15 protein-coding genes and 2 pseudogenes are annotated in these 18,179 nt (G+C 49.4%); 16 read left to right on the forward strand and 1 reads right to left on the reverse strand.

Going from position 1 to position 18,179, the window contains the following annotated elements; all coding sequences use genetic code 11:
* Nucleotides 1-130: 130 nt before the first annotated feature.
* The 5 genes and pseudogenes from AC1M2H_RS10235 to tnpC (AC1M2H_RS10255) all read left to right on the forward strand — a co-directional run bounded on the left by AC1M2H_RS10235 (nucleotide 131) and on the right by tnpC (AC1M2H_RS10255) (nucleotide 5,569).
* A protein-coding gene (locus AC1M2H_RS10235; protein WP_480151901.1) for an IS3 family transposase occupies nucleotides 131-1,317 on the forward strand; the annotation gives its coding sequence in 2 pieces (ribosomal slippage) (nucleotides 131-407 and nucleotides 407-1,317; 1,188 coding nt in all).
* A 5-nt stretch (nucleotides 1,318-1,322) separates the two neighbouring features.
* Nucleotides 1,323-1,808 (forward strand): annotated as a pseudogene (locus tag AC1M2H_RS10240) (ArdC family protein); the annotation flags it as partial.
* Between the two features lie 1,377 nt (nucleotides 1,809-3,185).
* A complete protein-coding gene (gene tnpA / locus AC1M2H_RS10245) occupies nucleotides 3,186-3,599 on the forward strand; it encodes an IS66-like element accessory protein TnpA (protein WP_480151277.1) in 414 nt (137 codons plus the stop codon).
* A complete protein-coding gene (gene tnpB / locus AC1M2H_RS10250; RefSeq protein ID WP_191939720.1) occupies nucleotides 3,596-3,946 on the forward strand; it encodes an IS66 family insertion sequence element accessory protein TnpB in 351 nt (116 codons plus the stop codon). Before tnpA (AC1M2H_RS10245) ends, tnpB (AC1M2H_RS10250) begins: the two co-directional genes overlap by 4 nt.
* A 30-nt stretch (nucleotides 3,947-3,976) precedes the next feature.
* A complete protein-coding gene (tnpC, locus tag AC1M2H_RS10255) occupies nucleotides 3,977-5,569 on the forward strand; it encodes an IS66 family transposase (protein ID WP_480151278.1) in 1,593 nt (530 codons plus the stop codon).
* A gap of 301 nt (nucleotides 5,570-5,870) precedes the next feature.
* On the opposite strand, the gene AC1M2H_RS10260 is transcribed toward tnpC (AC1M2H_RS10255), so the two are convergent.
* A complete protein-coding gene (locus tag AC1M2H_RS10260) occupies nucleotides 5,871-6,722 on the reverse strand; it encodes a helix-turn-helix transcriptional regulator (RefSeq protein ID WP_480151279.1) in 852 nt (283 codons plus the stop codon).
* A 222-nt stretch (nucleotides 6,723-6,944) separates the two neighbouring features.
* Between AC1M2H_RS10260 and AC1M2H_RS10265 the strand changes: the two genes are divergently transcribed.
* From AC1M2H_RS10265 to tnpC (AC1M2H_RS10315), 11 genes and pseudogenes are all read left to right on the forward strand, one after another.
* On the forward strand, nucleotides 6,945-8,777 hold the full coding sequence (locus tag AC1M2H_RS10265) for a DUF2264 domain-containing protein (protein ID WP_480151280.1): 1,833 nt from the start codon (nucleotides 6,945-6,947) through the stop codon (nucleotides 8,775-8,777).
* Between the two features lie 36 nt (nucleotides 8,778-8,813).
* Entirely contained in the window at nucleotides 8,814-10,088 is a 1,275-nt protein-coding gene (locus AC1M2H_RS10270) for an oligosaccharide MFS transporter (protein ID WP_194386963.1), read from the forward strand.
* A gap of 38 nt (nucleotides 10,089-10,126) precedes the next feature.
* Nucleotides 10,127-11,317, forward strand: coding sequence for a glycoside hydrolase family 88 protein (locus AC1M2H_RS10275; RefSeq protein ID WP_480151281.1), 1,191 nt, complete (start codon nucleotides 10,127-10,129; stop codon nucleotides 11,315-11,317).
* A gap of 468 nt (nucleotides 11,318-11,785) precedes the next feature.
* Entirely contained in the window at nucleotides 11,786-12,481 is a 696-nt protein-coding gene (gene ompL / locus AC1M2H_RS10280) for a porin OmpL (RefSeq protein WP_480151282.1), read from the forward strand.
* A gap of 108 nt (nucleotides 12,482-12,589) precedes the next feature.
* Nucleotides 12,590-13,156, forward strand: coding sequence for a DJ-1/PfpI family protein (locus AC1M2H_RS10285; protein WP_480151283.1), 567 nt, complete (start codon nucleotides 12,590-12,592; stop codon nucleotides 13,154-13,156).
* An 11-nt stretch (nucleotides 13,157-13,167) separates the two neighbouring features.
* Nucleotides 13,168-13,398: a KTSC domain-containing protein gene (locus tag AC1M2H_RS10290; RefSeq protein WP_480151284.1), complete on the forward strand. Its 231-nt coding sequence runs from the start codon at nucleotides 13,168-13,170 to the stop codon at nucleotides 13,396-13,398.
* A 50-nt stretch (nucleotides 13,399-13,448) separates the two neighbouring features.
* A complete protein-coding gene (locus tag AC1M2H_RS10295; RefSeq protein WP_480151285.1) occupies nucleotides 13,449-14,738 on the forward strand; it encodes a BNR repeat-containing protein in 1,290 nt (429 codons plus the stop codon).
* 3 nt (nucleotides 14,739-14,741) lie between these two features.
* The gene (locus AC1M2H_RS10300; protein WP_480151286.1) at nucleotides 14,742-16,001 is read left to right on the forward strand and encodes an oligosaccharide MFS transporter; all 1,260 of its coding nucleotides are present in this window, start codon (nucleotides 14,742-14,744) and stop codon (nucleotides 15,999-16,001) included.
* Nucleotides 16,002-16,429: 428 nt separating this feature from the next.
* On the forward strand, nucleotides 16,430-16,765 hold the full coding sequence (gene tnpA / locus AC1M2H_RS10305) for an IS66 family insertion sequence element accessory protein TnpA (protein ID WP_480151287.1): 336 nt from the start codon (nucleotides 16,430-16,432) through the stop codon (nucleotides 16,763-16,765).
* On the forward strand, nucleotides 16,752-17,123 hold the full coding sequence (gene tnpB / locus AC1M2H_RS10310; RefSeq protein ID WP_480151288.1) for an IS66 family insertion sequence element accessory protein TnpB: 372 nt from the start codon (nucleotides 16,752-16,754) through the stop codon (nucleotides 17,121-17,123). Before tnpA (AC1M2H_RS10305) ends, tnpB (AC1M2H_RS10310) begins: the two co-directional genes overlap by 14 nt.
* Nucleotides 17,124-17,185: 62 nt before the next feature.
* Nucleotides 17,186-18,163, forward strand: a pseudogene (tnpC, locus tag AC1M2H_RS10315) (IS66 family transposase); the annotation flags it as partial.
* Nucleotides 18,164-18,179: the final 16 nt, after the last annotated feature.

The following is an 18,179-nucleotide window of genomic DNA, read 5'->3' on the forward strand; positions in this document are numbered from 1 at the left end:
GATGAAAATATGGCCCGCCAGGCCATTTTATTTGCCCGTTTTTTTTCTCCCGAAAAGCACGGCGGTACCGCGGGATATATGCGCTCGTTAACCCCAGGAGCCGCCCAGCGCGACGTGCTGTGGTCGAATAATCAGGACACTAAACTTACATCCAAAATGGAGGTGTTTAGTGAATCAGAAGCGAAAATTTACGCCAGAATTTAAGAAGGAAACGGTGGCCCTGGTGCTGACGCAAAATTACTCCATTGCGCGTGCCGCAACTTCTTTGGGGATCAGCGCCAAAACATTGCGCAGTTGGGTCGCCGCCGCGCGCCAGCGCCATGAAAGTCCGCTTAGTGAAGATGAACAAGCTGAACTCCGAAGGCTACGTCTAGAAAACAAAGAGTTACGCATTGAGAAGGAAATATTAAAAAAGGCGAGCGCCTTCTTTGCGAAGCACATGTCGTGAGATACCAGTTTATCCTCGATAACGCAGGTAATTACAGGCTACGGACGCTTTGTCGCGTGATGCGCATTAGCCCGTCCGCATGGTATGCCTGGCGAAAAAAGCCGATAGCCTGCCCGCCGAAAGATACCGCAGTCAGGGTGATGCTCAAGGCGTTATTCTCTGCCAGTCGGGAAAGTGCCGGGAGCCGAACGCTGGTTAAAAAGCTCCGTGAAGAAGGCGTCACCATAAGTCGTTGGCGCGTTAGAAAAATCATGAGCGAAGAGGGACTTCTCTGCCGGCAACGCCGCGCCTGGAAGGTCACAACGAAACCGAAGAAAGGGGCTGATTTTGCACCAAATCTGTTGAATCAGAACTTCAATCCTCCCGGACCGGACCAGATATGGGTGAGTGATATTACGTATCTGAAAACGGGTGAAGGCTGGTTGTACCTGGCTGCGATCATGGATTTATATTCCCGCCGGATCGTCGGTTGGCACATTGACAAGAGAATGACATCGTCGCTGGTTTGCCGGGCTCTCATGCAGGCTTACAACCTGCGCAATCCACCGACAGGGCTGGTCGTCCATACCGATCGTGGAGCGCAGTATACCAGCAAGCGCTTCCAAACGCTGTTAACCAGTTACGGACTCAGAAGCAGCATGGGAGATGTTGGCGCCTGCTGGGATAACGCGGTAATGGAGCGTTTTTGGGGCAGTTTGAAACATGAATGGGTGCTGTTGATCCCGCAGCAGACGCGGGCAGGTATGAAACGTGATGTTGCAGACTATATGCGTTATTACAATCTTGACAGAAACCATGCTTCGAATGGGTATTTATCGCCAGTGCGATATGAACAGATGGCTGAGAAAAAAGTGTCCTGTTTAACTTGACCAGATCACAGATTGACGGTCTGCCTGCGACGGACGAAACTGGTGCAGAAGCACCGGCAGCCACGTTTGACCCGCTACCGCAGGCGGAAGCACTTTTCAGCCGCAGCGGTGCGAAAATCATCGAGAAAGGGCAGAATGCATTCTTCATGCCCGCTACGGATGAAATATGGCTGCCTGAGCGCCATCTGTTTAACGATGCGGCGAACTTCTATGCCACCGGCCTGCATGAGCTGGTTCACTGGACCGGGGCAAAAGCCCGCCTTAACCGTGAAATGAAAGGCAAATTTGGCAGTGAAAGTTACGCTTTCGAGGAACTGTGCGCGGAACTCGGCAGCGCGTTTCTGATGGCCGATTTAGGCATTGAAGGCGAGGTTCAGCACGAAAGCTATATTGCGTCGTGGCTAAAAGCACTTAAAAACGACAAACGTTATATTTTCAGGGCAGCCAGCGCGGCCTCAAAAGCGCACCGTTATCTGATGGATAAGCAATGAGTGTAAAATAAGGTGTCGCAAGGGAATGCAGCTTTAGCCTTAAATCGGGGCTGACAGGATGAGAGATATTCCAGGATATATTTATTTCCCTGTGAATTTATCCTGGCATCTTATACCCGGATAAATTCACAGTCTGCGGGCGCGGGCGGTAAAGAGCCCGCGCATCCCGTAAATCTCTCCCGTGGCCGTTCGCCCCATGACATTGCCCCGCTCATTCGGGCCATGATATGGGGCGAATGGACGGAGCGACCGTATAAAATCCCGGTGGTGTTTTTTCCATGAAAATGGACACGCCACGGATACCTGTTTTCATGCTGACACAGGCGCTGGCTATGGGCGTCACGGATGGACGTCAGACCCCACGCCCACCGGAGACGCCCACAGATGACGTCCATAAACCGGTTGCCCGCATTCTGCGGGCATGCCCGTTATCCGCGCTTTCTGATGACAGCCTACCAGTGGTCGTCTGACACCTGAAACGCCCGAATCACAGGCAACGGCGTGTGCCATGACGTTCGGTCTGGACGCCCTTACTGCCTGTCACATGGGGGTAATGACTCCGCTGAACGCTGCGTCAAAACCCCCAGGGTCAAAGGCGGCACACCGTCACGCGCTACGCGCGACCAACCCCTTTAAGACGCGCGTTTCGCCTGTTTTTTCTTTTCCTCGCGAGCTCGGAGCGAAAAAACGGGAACGCTGCTTTAAAGGGGTTGGTCGCGCCTGATCGGCCATATTCCCCGCTGGGGCGGACAATATGACCTGGCTTGACGGTGTGCGGGGCAAGCCCCCCAAATAAACCGCTGTCGTGGGCGACAGCTTTTCGCTCGCTGGGGCGGCGAAATTTATTTGGCTCCCCCCGGCCTGCAAAATCCGCGTGGGCTCGGCTGTTTGCAGGTGAGGCGCGGTGCCTGAAAATTAACAATTCCTCCGGAATTGAATTTTCTGTCCGCGCTCCACTTGTTTATTTTAAAGCTTAACAATTTCTTCGAAATTGAACCACAAAATAAGCAAGCCTGAAACCCTGTTGTCTGTCGGTCTGTGCCGGTGTACGATACATTTTCATTGTCTGTGGTTTACATTTGCTCTCGAAATACTTCAGTTCGGCATTCCCGTTCAGTTTAATGACTCACGGTATATTTTATCATCACCTTTAGCTCTCTGGCTTGCACATATCACCTGGGTTTACCTGCATCCGGATCATTGAGCGTGAAAAATGATGTCGAAATAAATCAATGTGCCCCAGGGAAATATGGACAGAATTTGATTCACTCCCTCCGTTGCCCCCCATCATTGTAAGCGTAAACCCAGTGCCGTATGTAGCCATTAAACCAGTACTGGTAACTTAGACGCCCACCTGTTACAGACGGACATCTAAGTATGGAATTCCAATACTGGCGAAAAGAACCCCGCAAGAATTATTCGAATGACTTCAAGCTCCGTATGGTTGAACTGGCTTCCCGTCCCGGCGCCTGCGTTGCTCAGATTGCCCGTGAAAACGGCGTTAATGATAACGTCATCTTCAAATGGCTGCGGCTCTGGCAGAATGAAGGCCGCATATCGCGCCGCCTTCCGGCTACCGTAGTGACTTCATCACTACCAACGATACTACCTGTTGAGGTTGTACCTGATCCGACTCCATCTGGCAGGATGAACACTGAGCCAGCTCAGTTCTCAGCGCTGAACGCCTCCTCCTGTTGCGTCGAGTTCCGCCACGGCAAAATGACGCTTGAGAACCCGTCACCGGAGTTGCTGGCCGTGCTGCTCCGCGAGCTGACCGGGAGAAGCCAATGATATCCCTCCCGTCAGGCACCCGTATCTGGCTGGTTGCTGGCGTCACGGATATGCGTAAATCGTTCAATGGACTGGGCGAGCTGGTACAGCATGCACTTGATGAAAATCCGTTCTCCGGGCACCTGTTTATCTTCCGTGGCCGCAAAGGTGACACCGTGAAGATCCTCTGGGCTGATGCTGACGGTCTGTGCCTGTTTACCAAACGGCTGGAGGAAGGCCAGTTCATCTGGCCTGCTGTACGCGAGGGTAAAATCGCCATCACCCGCTCACAACTCGCCATGCTCCTCGATAAGCTGGACTGGCGTCAGCCAAAAACAGCCCGACTTAACTCACTGACAATGTTGTAAAAAGAGCATGACCGCATTATAAATGAGGTCATGAGTCAGGACTATATCGCCCGTATCGCCGCGCTGGAAGACGCGCTTCGCCAGAAAGACAGTCGGCTCAGCCTCGTTGCAGAGACTGAGTTGTTCCTGCGTTCTGCGCTGGCCCGCGCAGAAGAGAAAATAGAGAACGAAGAGCGCGAAATAGAGCATCTGCGGGCACAGATAGAAAAACTACGGCGGATGCTGTTCGGTACCCGCTCCGAAAAACTTCGCCGACAGGTTGAAGACGCCGAAGCCCTGCTGAAACAGCAGGAGCAGCAAAGCGATCGTTACAACGGCCGGGATAACGATCAGCAGGTTCCGCGTCAGCTTCGACAGTCGCGCCATCGCCGTCCTCTGCCTGACCATCTTCCACGCGAAATAAACAGGCTGGAGCCCGCCGAAACCTGCTGTCCGGACTGCGGCAGCGATATGGCATACCTCAGAGAAGTCAGCGCAGAGCAACTGGAGCTGGTCTCCAGCGCTCTGAAAGTGATCCGCACGGTCAGGGTGAAAAAGGCCTGCACCCGATGCGACTGCATCGTTGAAGCGCCTGCGCCATCACGCCCTATCGATCGGGGTATCGCCGGTCCGGGTCTGCTGGCCCGGGTGTTAACGGCCAAATACTGTGAACACCTGCCGCTATATCGCCAGTGCGAAATCTTTGCCCGTCAGGGCGTGGATCTGAGCCGGGCTCTGCTCTCCAACTGGGTGGATGCCTGTTGCCGGTTGATGGTCCCGCTGGATGAGGCTCTTTACCGCTACGTGATGGACTGCCGCAAACTGCATACGGATGACACTCCGGTGCCGGTACTGGCACCGGGCAGAAAGAAGACGAAAACCGGGCGCATCTGGACGTACGTTCGCAATGACCGGAACGCGGGGTCGTCAGACCCGCCCGCAGCGTGGTTCGCCTTCTCGCCGGATCGGCAGGGGAAACATCCTCAACAACATCTTCGCCATTACCATAGCGTTCTGCAGGCCGATGCCTTCGCTGGTTACGACAGGTTGTTCAGTGCAGAGCGTGACGGCGGCCCGCTAACAGAAGCAGCCTGCTGGGCTCACGCGCGCCGAAAAATCCACGACGTCTATATAAGTACTCAGACGGTCACAGCAGAGGAAGCCCTGAAACGTATCGGTGAACTGTACGCGGTAGAAGAGGAAATACGCGGCCTCCCGGCAACTGAGCGGCTGGCAGCCAGGCAGTCCCGGAGTAAGCCGCTGCTGGCATCCCTGCATGTGTGGTTGGAGGAGAAAAGCGCAACGCTGTCGAAAAAATCCCGGCTGGGGGAGGCGTTCGCATATGCCCTGAACCAGTGGGATGCGCTGTGCTACTACTGCGATGATGGCCTGGCAGAGCCTGATAACAAGGTGGCAGAACGCGCGCTGCGAGCTGTCTGCCTTGGCAAGAAAAATTATATCTTCTTCGGGAGCGATCACGGTGGTGAGCGTGGAGCCCTGCTGTACGGTCTGATCGGTACGTGCAGGCTGAATGGCATCGACCCGGAGGCTTACCTACGCCATATCCTGAGCGTTCTGCCGGAGTGGCCCAGCAACAAAGTGGCTGAACTTCTGCCCTGGAACGTGGATCTCACCAATAAATAGCCGTCAATACGGCACTCGCTGAACGCTTACCCATCATTTTTCCGTACATACTGCATATTCCGATTATTCCGTTCAGAGATTACGGCGATTTCGATCATGCTTCTCTCGCTGGTTATTTCTTACTTTAGTTTTTAACTCGGCCTGATCGATTTGCACCAGTTTACGCATTTATTCGCCTTTGAAATCAAGGTGATGGCAGTTATTTCGATGCGGGGGGAAAAGTGGTGCCTGAATCGATCTCCGATTCCCCGAATACCGGTTCATTACAGTAAGTATCGGGTCGATAATAGTTAACCTACACTCATTTCTGGTGATGTTTACGGTATTGTAGAGGTGATTCCCCTATCCCTTTTTTAAAGGCAGTGATAAAATATGTTGTATCTGAATATCCAACCATATTTCCTATATCATTGATGCTTTTCTGGCTTCGTAACAGAAATTCGCAAGCCTTTCTTAATCTGTAGGTGGTAATATATTCACTTAATTTCTCTCCTGTTTCAGCATGAAATCGTCGGGAGATATAGCTTTTTGACTTTTTCAAATCTGAAGTCATATTATCCAGACTAATTTTTTTCATATAATTTTCCTCTACCCACAACATCACCTGAGCAGAAAGCCGGTATTCATCCACCTGAAGGCATCGTCCTGGTGCCGGAAGCATACTGAATAAGGAAAGAAGTAAAGTGGCAACATTTTCTCTGTCCAGTTCATGCTCTTCCGCCAGCATACTGTAATGTGTGAACAGTGTATTAAGCCAGACGTGCAAATCTGTCAGGTCCGCAACAAATGCCTCACTCCCTCGTGCGGACAACTGGCAGAACTTCTGTTGATAATGTGGAAAAGCGTCAAAGTAATGAAACACTGCACTCTGGTCAACATGGATTATTGTCCGGCGATAAATCCTGGCTGCGCTTTCCTCCACCATAATTTTATGCAAGGTGAAGGGCGGGAATATAAAAAGTCTTCCCGGACGTAAAGTATAATGCCGGTTATCAGCAATGACGACCCCATACCCTTCCTCCACATACAGGACTTCAAGGCACTGATGCCAGTGATGGTATCGGACCGGATTTGCATTCAGTCGGCTGAAAGAAATGATACTGTCCCTGAGAGGGATATGTTCAAGCCTGTCGGCAATGGGAGTCGTATGCACAGTGCAATTTTTTCAAGTTTTTGGACAGATACCTCCATTAATAAAACATATTTTTAAATTTTCAATAACGGCGTGTCATAACCGTGTTCGATATGTGATATTCATAACATTTTGAGCAATAAGTCCTCCCTATCCTCTGTGCATCCACCGAATCTGCGTTCAGAACGGATATTTCCTTACTGGCGCAGACGGAAAAAGAGACCAGACCCCAGAGGTAACACCATGAGTTGCGGGAAAATCAAATCAAATCCCTTGTCCTCCAGATTGGAGGTCATTCAGTTTCTTTCCACACTTCTTGAGCCGCTGAATAACCATTTTTCTCCGGACGATGCCGGGTTTTCGCTCGGGGATACCTGCGCACACTACGGACCGGAAGTCGCCCGAATGGAAGGACTTTCACGGGCCCTGTGGGGAGTATTTCCCCTCATGGCCTCCGGGGAGGAAGAGCATTTCAGCAAGCACTACATTGAGGCGATGAAAGCCGGAACAGATCCGCTGTCGCGCGTGTATTGGGGAGACACCGGTCCGTACGACCAGCGTCTTGTTGAAATGGCTGTCTATGGTCTGGGGCTGGCACTGTTACAGGACAGACTGACAGAGCAATTCTCTGAAAAAGAACTGTCGAATTTATATCACTGGCTGAACCAGATCTCGACATCCCTTATGCCGGACAGTAACTGGAATTATTTTGCCATTATGGTTCAGCTGGGCTTTAAACGGGCTGGGTTACCCTGGGATAATGACGTCATTAATCAGCGTTTCGAAATGATGGAAGCCTATTATCTGGGGGCCGGATGGTATTCAGACGGTAATGGCCGTCCGCGTGATTATTACATTTCCATGGCATTCCACTTTTATGGGCTGATTTATGCCACGCTGAATGAAGACGACGATCCGCTACGGGCTGAAGAGTTGCGTCACCGGGCACGCCTCTTTGCAAATGACTTTGTCTATATGTCCGCATCAGATGGTTCTTCCATTCCTTTCGGCCGGAGCCTGACCTACCGGTTTGCCACCGTCGCGTTCTGGTGTGCCGTGGCTTTCTCCAGGCTGGACGTTCTCAGCCCTGGACAGGTGAAGGGGATTATTCTACGCAATTTACGATGGTGGCAGAATAAACCTTTCCTTGATCGGGACGGTATTATGACGCTCGGTTATGCCTATCCCAACCTGGCATTCTGTGAAGATTATAATTCACCGGGTTCACCCTACTGGTCATTGAAAAACTTCCTGATCCTGGCAATACCAGAGGATGATGAATTCTGGTTGTCTGCTGAACAGCCGCTACCGACTCTGAAAGAGAAACATGCCATTCCACAGGCTTCACAGTTAATTCTACATCCGGCAGACAGTGAACACGTTTATATGCTGACATCCGGACAACTGGAACTGAACAATTACGTCAATACCGAAGCCAAATACACTAAATTTGCTTATTCCAGTCTGTTCGGGTTTACCATTGAACGGGGACGTTACGGCATTAAACATGCCGCCTGTGATTCCATGCTGCTTCTGAGTGAAAATGATGATTACTGGCGTGGAAGAAGGGACTGTGAGCTCGTTTCTGTTCATGATGACTATATCTGGTCCCGATGGTCACCATGGCACGATGTCCATACAGACACCTGGCTTATCCCCTGCGGGGAATGGCATGTCCGTGTTCACCGTGTTGACAGTGCTCGAAACCTGAAATCGGTGGAAGGCGGTTTCGCTGTGATGAACGGTACTGACATATTCACGCCTGATGATGACCGGGAAAGTCGGCTTTGCGCAGGAAACGGTACCAGCGTTATCCGTGACTTATCGCCTTATACCCGCCGGGTACCGGGTTATGTTATCACCCCGCCCAACAGCAGCATTATGTTTGCTGAGTGCGCAGCAATTCCCACCTTGTCGGGGCTGGTTCCGCAGGGAGTCAGCTGGCTTGTCAGCGCTGTTGCTGCTGAAGGTGAGGTAAACAGAAAATACACTACCAGACCTCAACTGAGTATTCGTGATAATACCCTGTGTATCCGACATGCCGGTACAGAAAAAAATATCTCTGTCAGTCTCTAACCCCGCAATGAATGGCTGCATTTTAACGAGGCGTTTATGAAAAATATAACATCAGCAAACCGGTCTGAATATTATAAAATCAGCTCCTTTATTTTCATGTATTTCTTTACCTGGTCTGCAAGTATTGGTTTGCTGGCTATCTGGCTGGGGCAAAAAACAAACCTCAGCGGTACTGTCATCGGTACTGTCTTTGCCGTAAATGGTATTTTTTCCGTTATCCTGAAGCCCATCTACGGGTATATTCTCGATAAGCTGGGAATGAATAAATACCTGCTTTATTTTGTGGTTGCCATGTCAGCCCTGATGGCACCGTTCTTTATTTATGTTTACCAGCCCCTGCTTATTTCCAGTACAATGCTGGGAATTATTGTCGGCGCAGTGTACCTGAGCTTTGCCTGGTATGCCGGTGTGGCTGCCTGTGAATCCTATACGGACCGCTACAGCCGCCTTAACGGGATGGAATTCGGACAGATAAGGATGTGGGGCTCACTGGGCTGGGCCGTGGCCTCCTCTTTTTCCGGTATTCTCTTTAATCTTTCTCCGGCTTACAACTTTATCCTTGGCAGCGTTACCTCCGTCATCATGCTGTTTGTCCTGTTCAGTCTGAAAGTCAACACACATACCTCGCATGCCAGTGAGGTGCTTTCGAAGGAAAAAATTGTTCCGGCTGATGTGTACGCGTTGCTGAAAAGCGGTAAATTCTGGGCGTTCTGCATGTATATCGCCGGTGTGGCCTGGATGATGTTCATCGCGGAACAGCAATTCTCCCGTTATTTTGTGACCTTCTTTGACGACGTGCATCAGGGGAATGCGGTATTTGGTTACCTGGGCACCGTGCAGTCAGGTATGGAATTTATCATGTATATGATTATTCCGGCCTTTGTGAATTATGTCGGGGCTAAAAAGGGTCTGCTGATTGTCGGCCTGGTGGTGGGTGCACGTCTCATTATCTCAGGTATGTGCGATTCGCATCTGTTGATTTCCGTACTCAAGCCTCTTTACGGGCTGGAAATCTGCCTGTTGCTGGTGTCCATTTTCAAATACATTGCCGAACATTTTGACAAACGTGTGAATGCAACCATGTACCTGCTGGGCTATCAGGCCATGCTGTATGTGGGGAACGTTGTAGTATCGGCACCTGCCGGTCAGCTCTATGACAAAATCGGCTTTGAAAAGACTTACATCATCATGGGATGCATTGCACTCGCCTTCACGCTGATTTCGTCCCTGACACTCTCTGCCTGCCGGAGCAACAGAGACCGTCCGGCCAGTGTCAGCAACCCGAATACACCCGAAAAAATCCATCAATAAACAGGTTAAATGCAACCTGGCCGTTAAGGAATCGAAATATGTTAAATAATGTCGTGAAAGAGCCGTTACGTGACATGACGGATGAATCGCCGGAAGACCGTCAGTTTTATGATGAGTTAACTCAGGCACGTCTGCTGGTTCTTGAACTGATCAGCCGTAATTTAACGGATTTCGGTGAGCGCTTTCCCGCAGAGACCTGCGTTGGTGGCTATTATCCGCTGACAGATAACATGGAATGGACAACGAGTTTCTGGACCGGCCAGTTATGGCTTGCCTGGGAGATGAGCGGGGATGAGAAATACCGCTCAATGGCTGAAAAAAATGTCCGCTCCTTCGGGCTGCGTATTGCCGGTCGCCACGACACTAATACCCATGACCTCGGCTTTCTCTACACTCTCTCATGTGTGGCGGCCTGGCGGCTGACAGGGAACAGGGATGCCCGAGGTTTTTCACTGCTGGCAGCAGAGGCCCTGCTGGAGCGCTTCCATGAGAAAGCCCGCATTATTCAGGCCTGGGGAGACCTTTCTGATCCTGAGCAGGCTGGCAGGATTATTATTGACTGTAATATGAACCTCCCGCTGTTGTACTGGGCCAGTGAACAGACCGGTGATCTGCGGTTTGCGCAGGCCGCGTACGAGCATGTCTGCCAGGCTGCACGTTATCTTATCCGTGAGGATGCATCGACATTTCACACCTACTATATGGATATCGTGACCGGAGAGCCCCGGTATGGTAATACCCAGCAGGGTTATGCGGATGATTCCTGCTGGTCGCGGGGACAGGCGTGGGGGATTTACGGTTTCACACTCAGTTATCTCTATACCGGTGACAGAGAATTGCTTGAGCTGACGAAACGACTGGCGAATTATTTTCTTAATCGCCTGCCGGAAGACTATGTCTGTCACTGGGACCTCGCTCTGGTGGGGACGGACGCCCTTCGCGACTCGTCATCTGCAGCCATTGCGGTCTGCGGACTGCTGGAGCTGTGCAAACATTTACCGGTGACGGATCCGGAACGGAGCCATTATCTGAATGCATCCAGAAAGATTATGTCTTCTCTGACCCGGAGCTATCTGGCCGATAAAAATGATCCCTGTAACGGGCTGCTTAAACATTCTGTCTATCACCTTGCCAGTAATAAAGGGGTGGATGAGTGTGCAAGCTGGGGGGATTATTTTTATGTCGAGGCCCTGGTACGTATGACCCAGTCATGGAAAACATACTGGTGACACAAGATGAGGGGACCAGCATGGTACATGAGATATTTCATTGACGAGCCATGCAGAAATCCCGGAGCAAGGAAGCTCCATTTTCTGGATAAATGAAAACTACAACCCTGTATTAATCTGGAATGTTAAACCGTATCCGGGAACATATGAATACACGGGGTGCATGGGCATACAGAAATAAATCGCGGGCTGATTCTGATAATAAATACCTATGTATAATGGGGATATATGCATATCCTTTACAAGGAAATTCACTGTTCCGGGCGGTGTTTCTTTTCCGGAAAATAATGGTGCGGGGATGATTGTAGTTGTGTTATGTCTTTTTTACTGTACAACTGGAGGAGTGATACATAAGACGCTGATATAAAAATAATGTTGTGTCTGAACTTTGAAACTGCGCTGGTTACATATAAATATATGGCCATGCAGTTCCTTTTCTGCTAAAACGTGAATCTAGAAGGTATAAATATGAAAGCCATAAAAGCAGTGGTTTTATCTCTGAGTGCCCTTTATTCTGTTCATTCTTTTTCGGCAGGTCCCTGGATTGAAGTCAGGGAGGCTTATAATACCGCATCTAAAAAGCATGAGTTTGTCTTACGCGGCGCATATAACTTTGCCAATGGGGCCGGGATTATGCTGACTAATGCTTATAATACAAACAAGTATGATGAGCTAAAGCACAGTTATAATGAAATAGAAGGGTGGTATCCGTTTTTTAAACCCACGCAGGAATTTACTGTTTCTCCGGCGCTGATTATCACTGATAACACTGATGGCTCCACGGTATCACCTTACGTTGATATGAATTACAAATTTACACCGGATTTTAATGTCACATTCCGCTACCGTTACAATCATAAGAACTATGAAACGCCAGACCTCAATGGCAATAATGACAAAGACAGTACGCACCAGCTTGTCATGTACTGGAACTATAAAATCAATGACACCTGGGCATATACGTTTGAGCCTGATTATTTTATGAATATTAATGATTACCACAGAGCTAACGGAAAAGATCATAGCTGGGAACTCAATAATAAATTAGTCTATACATATAACCAACACTGGAAACCTTATGTTGAAGCTTCGTGGTTAGATCGTTCGGTTCAATATGATAAAGAGCAGTATCGTTTCCGCGTCGGGATCCGCTACTATTTTTGATGTGATGTATTACAAAGAATCTTGTGGGCTGTATCTCCAGGTATTGCCCACAAATAAATAATTAGCCGAAATTTATCATACAGCAGTAACGTCTGCTGCGGAGGATACATGAAAGCCGCTATACTGATCGACACAGGTTTTGAAGAGGCCGAAACGGTCATTGTTTATGATATTTTGCGAAGGCTGAGTATTGATGTGGATATCGTATCCTGCTCCGGGTTGATAACGACCAGCGCGTATTTTTCTCTGTCGGTAAATGCGGATAAACGTATTGAAGAGATTACGGAGTTTGTTTATGACGCTGTTATTATACCGGGTGGGCCTGACTCCACGGTATCGATATCAGGGAACCCGCATGTGATTCGTTTTATCCGGCAACATGACGTATTCGGACGATGGATATGTGCATTGTGTTCTGCGCCGGTACGGGTACTGGGTACGAATCATCTTCTGAAAGGGCGAAAATATACCTGCTCCGGTAGCTTGTGGGAAAGCTGTACTGACGGAATATATACCGGAGAGAATGTTGTGATTGACGGTAATCTTATTACAGGTAAAGGACTGGGAGTGTCCTTTGAATTCGCTTTTGCCATTGCAGAGATGATGACCGGGACCTCCGATGGGACCAGGGAGCAGGCTGAGCATATTTATTTCATCCCGACGGCGGCCAACTGAGGGAGTAAGCCATGTTTACACCGAAAACTGGCGTACCTGACAGAAACCATATCAAGGCTGTCGACTATATCAGTGAAGAAGGCGTTCTTGCCATAACGTTCATGGACAGTGGGATTATGCACTATTTTCATGTCCCGATAGCCGTGTATATGAGCATGATGGTTGCCGTTTCAAAGGATATGTTTTTCGTAAAAAATGTGAAGAGTAAATATCGCTACAGGTTTTTAAAGTACCTGGAGTAATAAATTTCATCAAGAAATGATTTGAAAATTTAAACTCAGGAGTCAGATACGTGAATAGCAAAAATGAGTATATAACACATTCAGAAATAGGGCTGTGTTGTTCAGATTTTACAGTGGAGTACGCTCTTCTGGTTAAAGATAAAATTTATGTCGCTTACTATGATCCGGAACATTTTATCACGGTTGCCAGCCGGGAGCAGGAAGGCGGTGAATGGACGCACAGTAAACCTCAGGGAGAATGGCTCCCGGATAAAAACCGTTTTATGCACCAGACAGAATTTGACAGTCATAATTATCTGACGCTGGCGATGGATAAAGAAGGATATATTCATCTGTCGGGGAACATGCATAAGGACAAACTGGTATGGTTCCGTTCAGAAAAGAGTCATGACATTCATACACTCGTTCAACAAACAATGACAGGTTTTCGGGAAGAAAGCACCACTTATCCGCTGTTTTTTAACGGGCGTAATGGCGAATTACTGTTTCGCTATCGCGACGGGGAAAGCGGTAATGGTGATGATATTTATAACCGCTGGAATGAGTCAGGCCATTTCTGGGAACGACTCATTGAACAACCGCTGTTAAGTGGACTGGGGTTAATGAATGCTTATTCTCGTCTGCCTGTATTTGGTCCGGATAATCTGTGGCATATGGTCTGGATGTGGCGTGACACACCACACTGTGAGACATGCCATGACCTGTCCTATGCGCGTAGCCCGGATTTGTTGCACTGGTTCACACATGATGGAAAACCCATAGCACTGCCAGTCACATGGGACCTCGGTGATATTATTGACCCCGCTCCAGTGGAAAATGGATTAATCAATATGAGCCAGAATATTGGCTTCGACAACGCAGGGAATGTATTAATAACCTGGCATCGCTATGATCGAAATGGCAATTCGCAGGCCTGGATAGCGCGTCCGGAAAACGGCAGATGGCTGATAAAACAATTAAGTGACTGGAATTTCCGCTGGGATTTCAAAGGGACGGGATCTATTCCACCCGATGTGATTATTTCTGCACCACGATATGATGGTCACCATATTGTCGTGACATTTTCCCTGTACAATGGAGTCAGCGGTGAGTGGTGGGTAGATGAAAACGATCTTACCATCATTGACACCTGCTACTGTGATGTCACACCACTGCCCAGGAAATATTACGTAGCAGAACAATGCCTTCATCCTTCAGCAGAAGTCCAGATTCTGCCGGAGTTATATCAGGCTCAACCGACTCATTTTCTCAGGTGGGAAGCTCTGCCCATTCAGCGGGATATTGCATCAGGGGAAAATATTCCAGCTTCTGCCCTTTGCCTTATCAGCATTCAGGAGTAAATTATGAAGATGGCTGTGTCTAACAGAAATGCATATTTACGCATAAGCCTGTGCTTATTTTTGTTTTACTTTTCCTGGTCTGCAACCTGGTCATTTTTGGCTATCTGGTTAGGTGACAGCATAGGGCTTAGTAGCGTCAAAATAGGATATGTCCTTTCCGTCAATGCTCTTTTCGCCCTGATTATAAAGCCCGTTTTCGGTTATATTATGGATAAGCTGGGGCTTAAGAAAAATTTACTTATCTGTGTGGCTGTATTTTCCATTTTTGCTGCTCCTTTTTTCATTTTTATTTATCAGACGCTTTTGCAGACTAATCTGATCGCTGGCATGCTTATTGGCGGACTTTATCTGGGGACAGCTTATCTGGCGGGTGTGTTAGTTTTTGAATCGTATGCTGACCGCTACAGTCGGGCCTGGGGATTTGAGTTTGGCCGGGTGCGGATGTGGGGATCGGCAGGCTGGGCAGTGGCCTCTGTTTTTGCCGGTCAGTTATTTAATATTAATCCGCACATCAACTTTATCGTGACGTCAGCGGGAACGGTACTGGTCTTTCTGGTTTTACTTTCCCTGAAGACCCACGGTGAGGGAATTGACTGGCAAGCCGTCAATGCGGCCAAAAAAGAAAAGGTTAATAAACAGGATCTCGGCTTACTTTTTCGTGATGCTGGTTTCTGGGTACTGATGCTTTTCTATGGTGGTATTATCTGGATGATGCAGAGTGCAGAACAGCAGTTTCCACGCTATTTTGTCACCTTTTTTGCCGATCACCAGACAGGCAATGCAGCCCTGGGATATATGGGATTCATACAGTCTGCCTGTGAGTTTGCGTTAATGTGTACGATACCCTTCCTTATTAATCGTATTGGCGCGCGTAATGGTTTGCTGCTTGCTGGCTTTATCATCGGATTACGTCTTGTGTTGTCTGCATTTGCGACGCAGCCCTGGATGATTATTGTGATCAAACCGATTTATGGCCTGGAAATGTCGCTGCTGCTGGTCTCAATTTTCAAATATCTGGCCTCATATTTCGATAAAAGGCTGACGGGCACCATCTATATGGTACTGGGATGTTTTAACTATTTAGGGATCACTGCGATCAATCCAGTTGCCGGATATTTTTATGATAAGCACGGTTTTGCTGATACCTATCTGGTCATGGGAGTTATTGCATGGATTATTACGCTGGTTGGTGTCAAAGTACTGGGCAAACAACGTAAACTTATACATTCAGTATCCCGTCACAGCGATCAGAGTCAGGTATAGATATAACGGTACCGTGGCGGAGTTTTAAATTTATCCGAAAATACTGAACCTTATATCAGGAGGTACAGTAAACCTTACCTGAGGATAGAAGTCAGAAACACATAGAGAAGGCCGCAAATTCGGCCTGTATCAAAAGGTGAAAATATTCATAGCAACAAGGTGTTATCTGTACTGGTTTGACGGCCAGTATAATTTTATTATCCTGCTCCCTCAATGACATCCTGTTTATCGAGGAAGCAAGTCCCCGGACAAACCAGCAGCAACAAATCCACCCCTGGATTATCGAAGGCTGATTTTGTCCGGGGTCAACATCGTAACACCGGAGGGGCTTTGTTGAATAAAGTAACGTTGCGGCGAACTCATCTTCACATAAATTTTCAGGCAATTAGCATTACTGGCATTCGTTCAACTCCTGTGGAGGGCACACAATGCCAAAAATACGATGGACTCTTGACCAGAAAAAACACCACGTCGCCGCCTGGCGTACCAGTGGCCTGACCCGTGAACAATACTGCGACCTTTACGACATCCCCTTTAAATCAATGCGGCAGTGGCCGCAGGATGTGGCAAAGGCTGAAAAACTCACAAAAGCGCCGGAAGTCATCCCCGTCAGCGTTTCTTCCGAGTCGTTGAATTCCGGCAACATTCAGCAGCACGCCGCCAGTGAGCCTGTCACGTTATTCCTTCCCGGCGGGATCCGTATGTGTTATCAGCCGTCTCAGTTAACTGATGTGTTCCGGGCGCTTCGCTATGCTGACGCCTGAAAACGTCTTTCTGGCAGTGAAACCCGTGGACATGCGCCGGGGGATCGACACCCTGACGCAATATGTACAGGACACACTGAAATCTTCATGGCACGAAGGTGCCGCCTTCGTGTTTGCCAATAAAGCCCGGACGCGCATCAAAGTGCTGCGCTGGGACAAACACGGGGTATGGTTATGCACCCGGCGCCTGCATAAAGGCCACTTTCACTGGCCGCGTGCAAATGATGCCGCATGGTCTCTGACGCCTGAGCAGTTCGGATGGTTGATAACCGGCATCGACTGGCAACAAATGGACGGACATAACCTGGCGAACTGGGTCTTCCGGAAAGAAAATCTTCCGTCTGCACATCATCTGTAAAACAGGGTGTAACCCTGTGAAAAACAATGAATATCCATGCTCATTATGGTAGTATTAAAGGTATGGATATCTCACTTCTCAGCACCACAAATGACATCGAACAGCTTCGCACCCTGGCGCTTGCCATGGTGCAAAAAGCGGTGTCTGAGAATGCTGAAAAAGAACAACGCATCCGCCTGCTGGAAGAGGCGCTGATGCTGGCCCGCCAGCTTCGCTTCGGGCGAAAAAGCGAAGTATTGTCCGGGTTACAGCGTCAGCTCTTCGAAGAAGATGTGGACACGGATATCGCTGCGACGGAAGTCCGGCTGAGAAAGCTGTTACAGCCCGATAATGCCGGTGAAACTCAGCCTGCATCCCGGCCAGTTCGTAAACCCCTTCCGGCCCATCTGCCGCGAGTCGTAAAAACCATTGAACCCGCGTCAACGGCAGACTGTCCCGACCCTGAATGCCCGGGGACACTGCGCCACATCCGCGACGAAGTGAGTGAAAAGCTGGACTATATCCCGGCTCACTTCGTCGTTAATCAGTATGTTCGCCCGCAATATGGTTGCACCTGTTGCCAGCGGGTGGTCAGTGGCGAAATGCCCGCGCATATCATCCCGAAAGGGAATGCGGAAGCCTGTCTGGCCGCCCAGGTGGTGGTCAGCAAGTACCGGGACTATCTGCCACTTTATCGCCAGCAGCACATCTTTGCCCGGGCTGATGTCGACCTGTCGGTCAGCACAATGGCCGGGTGGGTTGGTGCTGTCAGCGTGGCTCTGACGCCACTGGCTGAACTCCTGTACCGTGAGCTGCTGACCCGCAGCGTGGTGCATGCCGATGAGACACCGATGCGCATCCTGGATACCCGAAAAGGCGGCACATCCAGACAGGGTTACCTCTGGAGCTACGTCAGCGGCGGGCATACCGGCAATCCTGTCGTTGTCTTCGAATGCCATGCGGGTCGTGGCGCTAAATATCCGCTGGCGTTCCTGTCCGAATGGACCGGCGGGTATCTGGTCACCGATGACTATGATGCCTACAAGTCGGTGGCGAAAGAAAACGGCCGAATAAGAG

Source organism: Klebsiella sp. F11, from assembly GCF_056712265.1.

What these genes read in the sequence shown, in the direction of transcription:
- tnpB (WP_191939720.1), top strand. Translation starts at nt 3,596, where the DNA reads ATGATATCCCTCCCGTCAGGCACCCGTATCTGGCTGGTTGCTGGCGTC.
- tnpA (WP_480151287.1), top strand. Translation starts at nt 16,430, where the DNA reads ATGCCAAAAATACGATGGACTCTTGACCAGAAAAAACACCACGTCGCC.
- AC1M2H_RS10300 (WP_480151286.1), top strand. Translation starts at nt 14,742, where the DNA reads ATGAAGATGGCTGTGTCTAACAGAAATGCATATTTACGCATAAGCCTG.
- tnpC (WP_480151278.1), top strand. Translation starts at nt 3,977, where the DNA reads ATGAGTCAGGACTATATCGCCCGTATCGCCGCGCTGGAAGACGCGCTT.
- AC1M2H_RS10270 (WP_194386963.1), top strand. Translation starts at nt 8,814, where the DNA reads ATGAAAAATATAACATCAGCAAACCGGTCTGAATATTATAAAATCAGC.
- tnpB (WP_480151288.1), top strand. Translation starts at nt 16,752, where the DNA reads ATGCTGACGCCTGAAAACGTCTTTCTGGCAGTGAAACCCGTGGACATG.
- AC1M2H_RS10285 (WP_480151283.1), top strand. Translation starts at nt 12,590, where the DNA reads ATGAAAGCCGCTATACTGATCGACACAGGTTTTGAAGAGGCCGAAACG.
- AC1M2H_RS10275 (WP_480151281.1), top strand. Translation starts at nt 10,127, where the DNA reads ATGTTAAATAATGTCGTGAAAGAGCCGTTACGTGACATGACGGATGAA.
- AC1M2H_RS10265 (WP_480151280.1), top strand. Translation starts at nt 6,945, where the DNA reads ATGAGTTGCGGGAAAATCAAATCAAATCCCTTGTCCTCCAGATTGGAG.
- tnpA (WP_480151277.1), top strand. Translation starts at nt 3,186, where the DNA reads ATGGAATTCCAATACTGGCGAAAAGAACCCCGCAAGAATTATTCGAAT.
- AC1M2H_RS10290 (WP_480151284.1), top strand. Translation starts at nt 13,168, where the DNA reads ATGTTTACACCGAAAACTGGCGTACCTGACAGAAACCATATCAAGGCT.
- ompL (WP_480151282.1), top strand. Translation starts at nt 11,786, where the DNA reads ATGAAAGCCATAAAAGCAGTGGTTTTATCTCTGAGTGCCCTTTATTCT.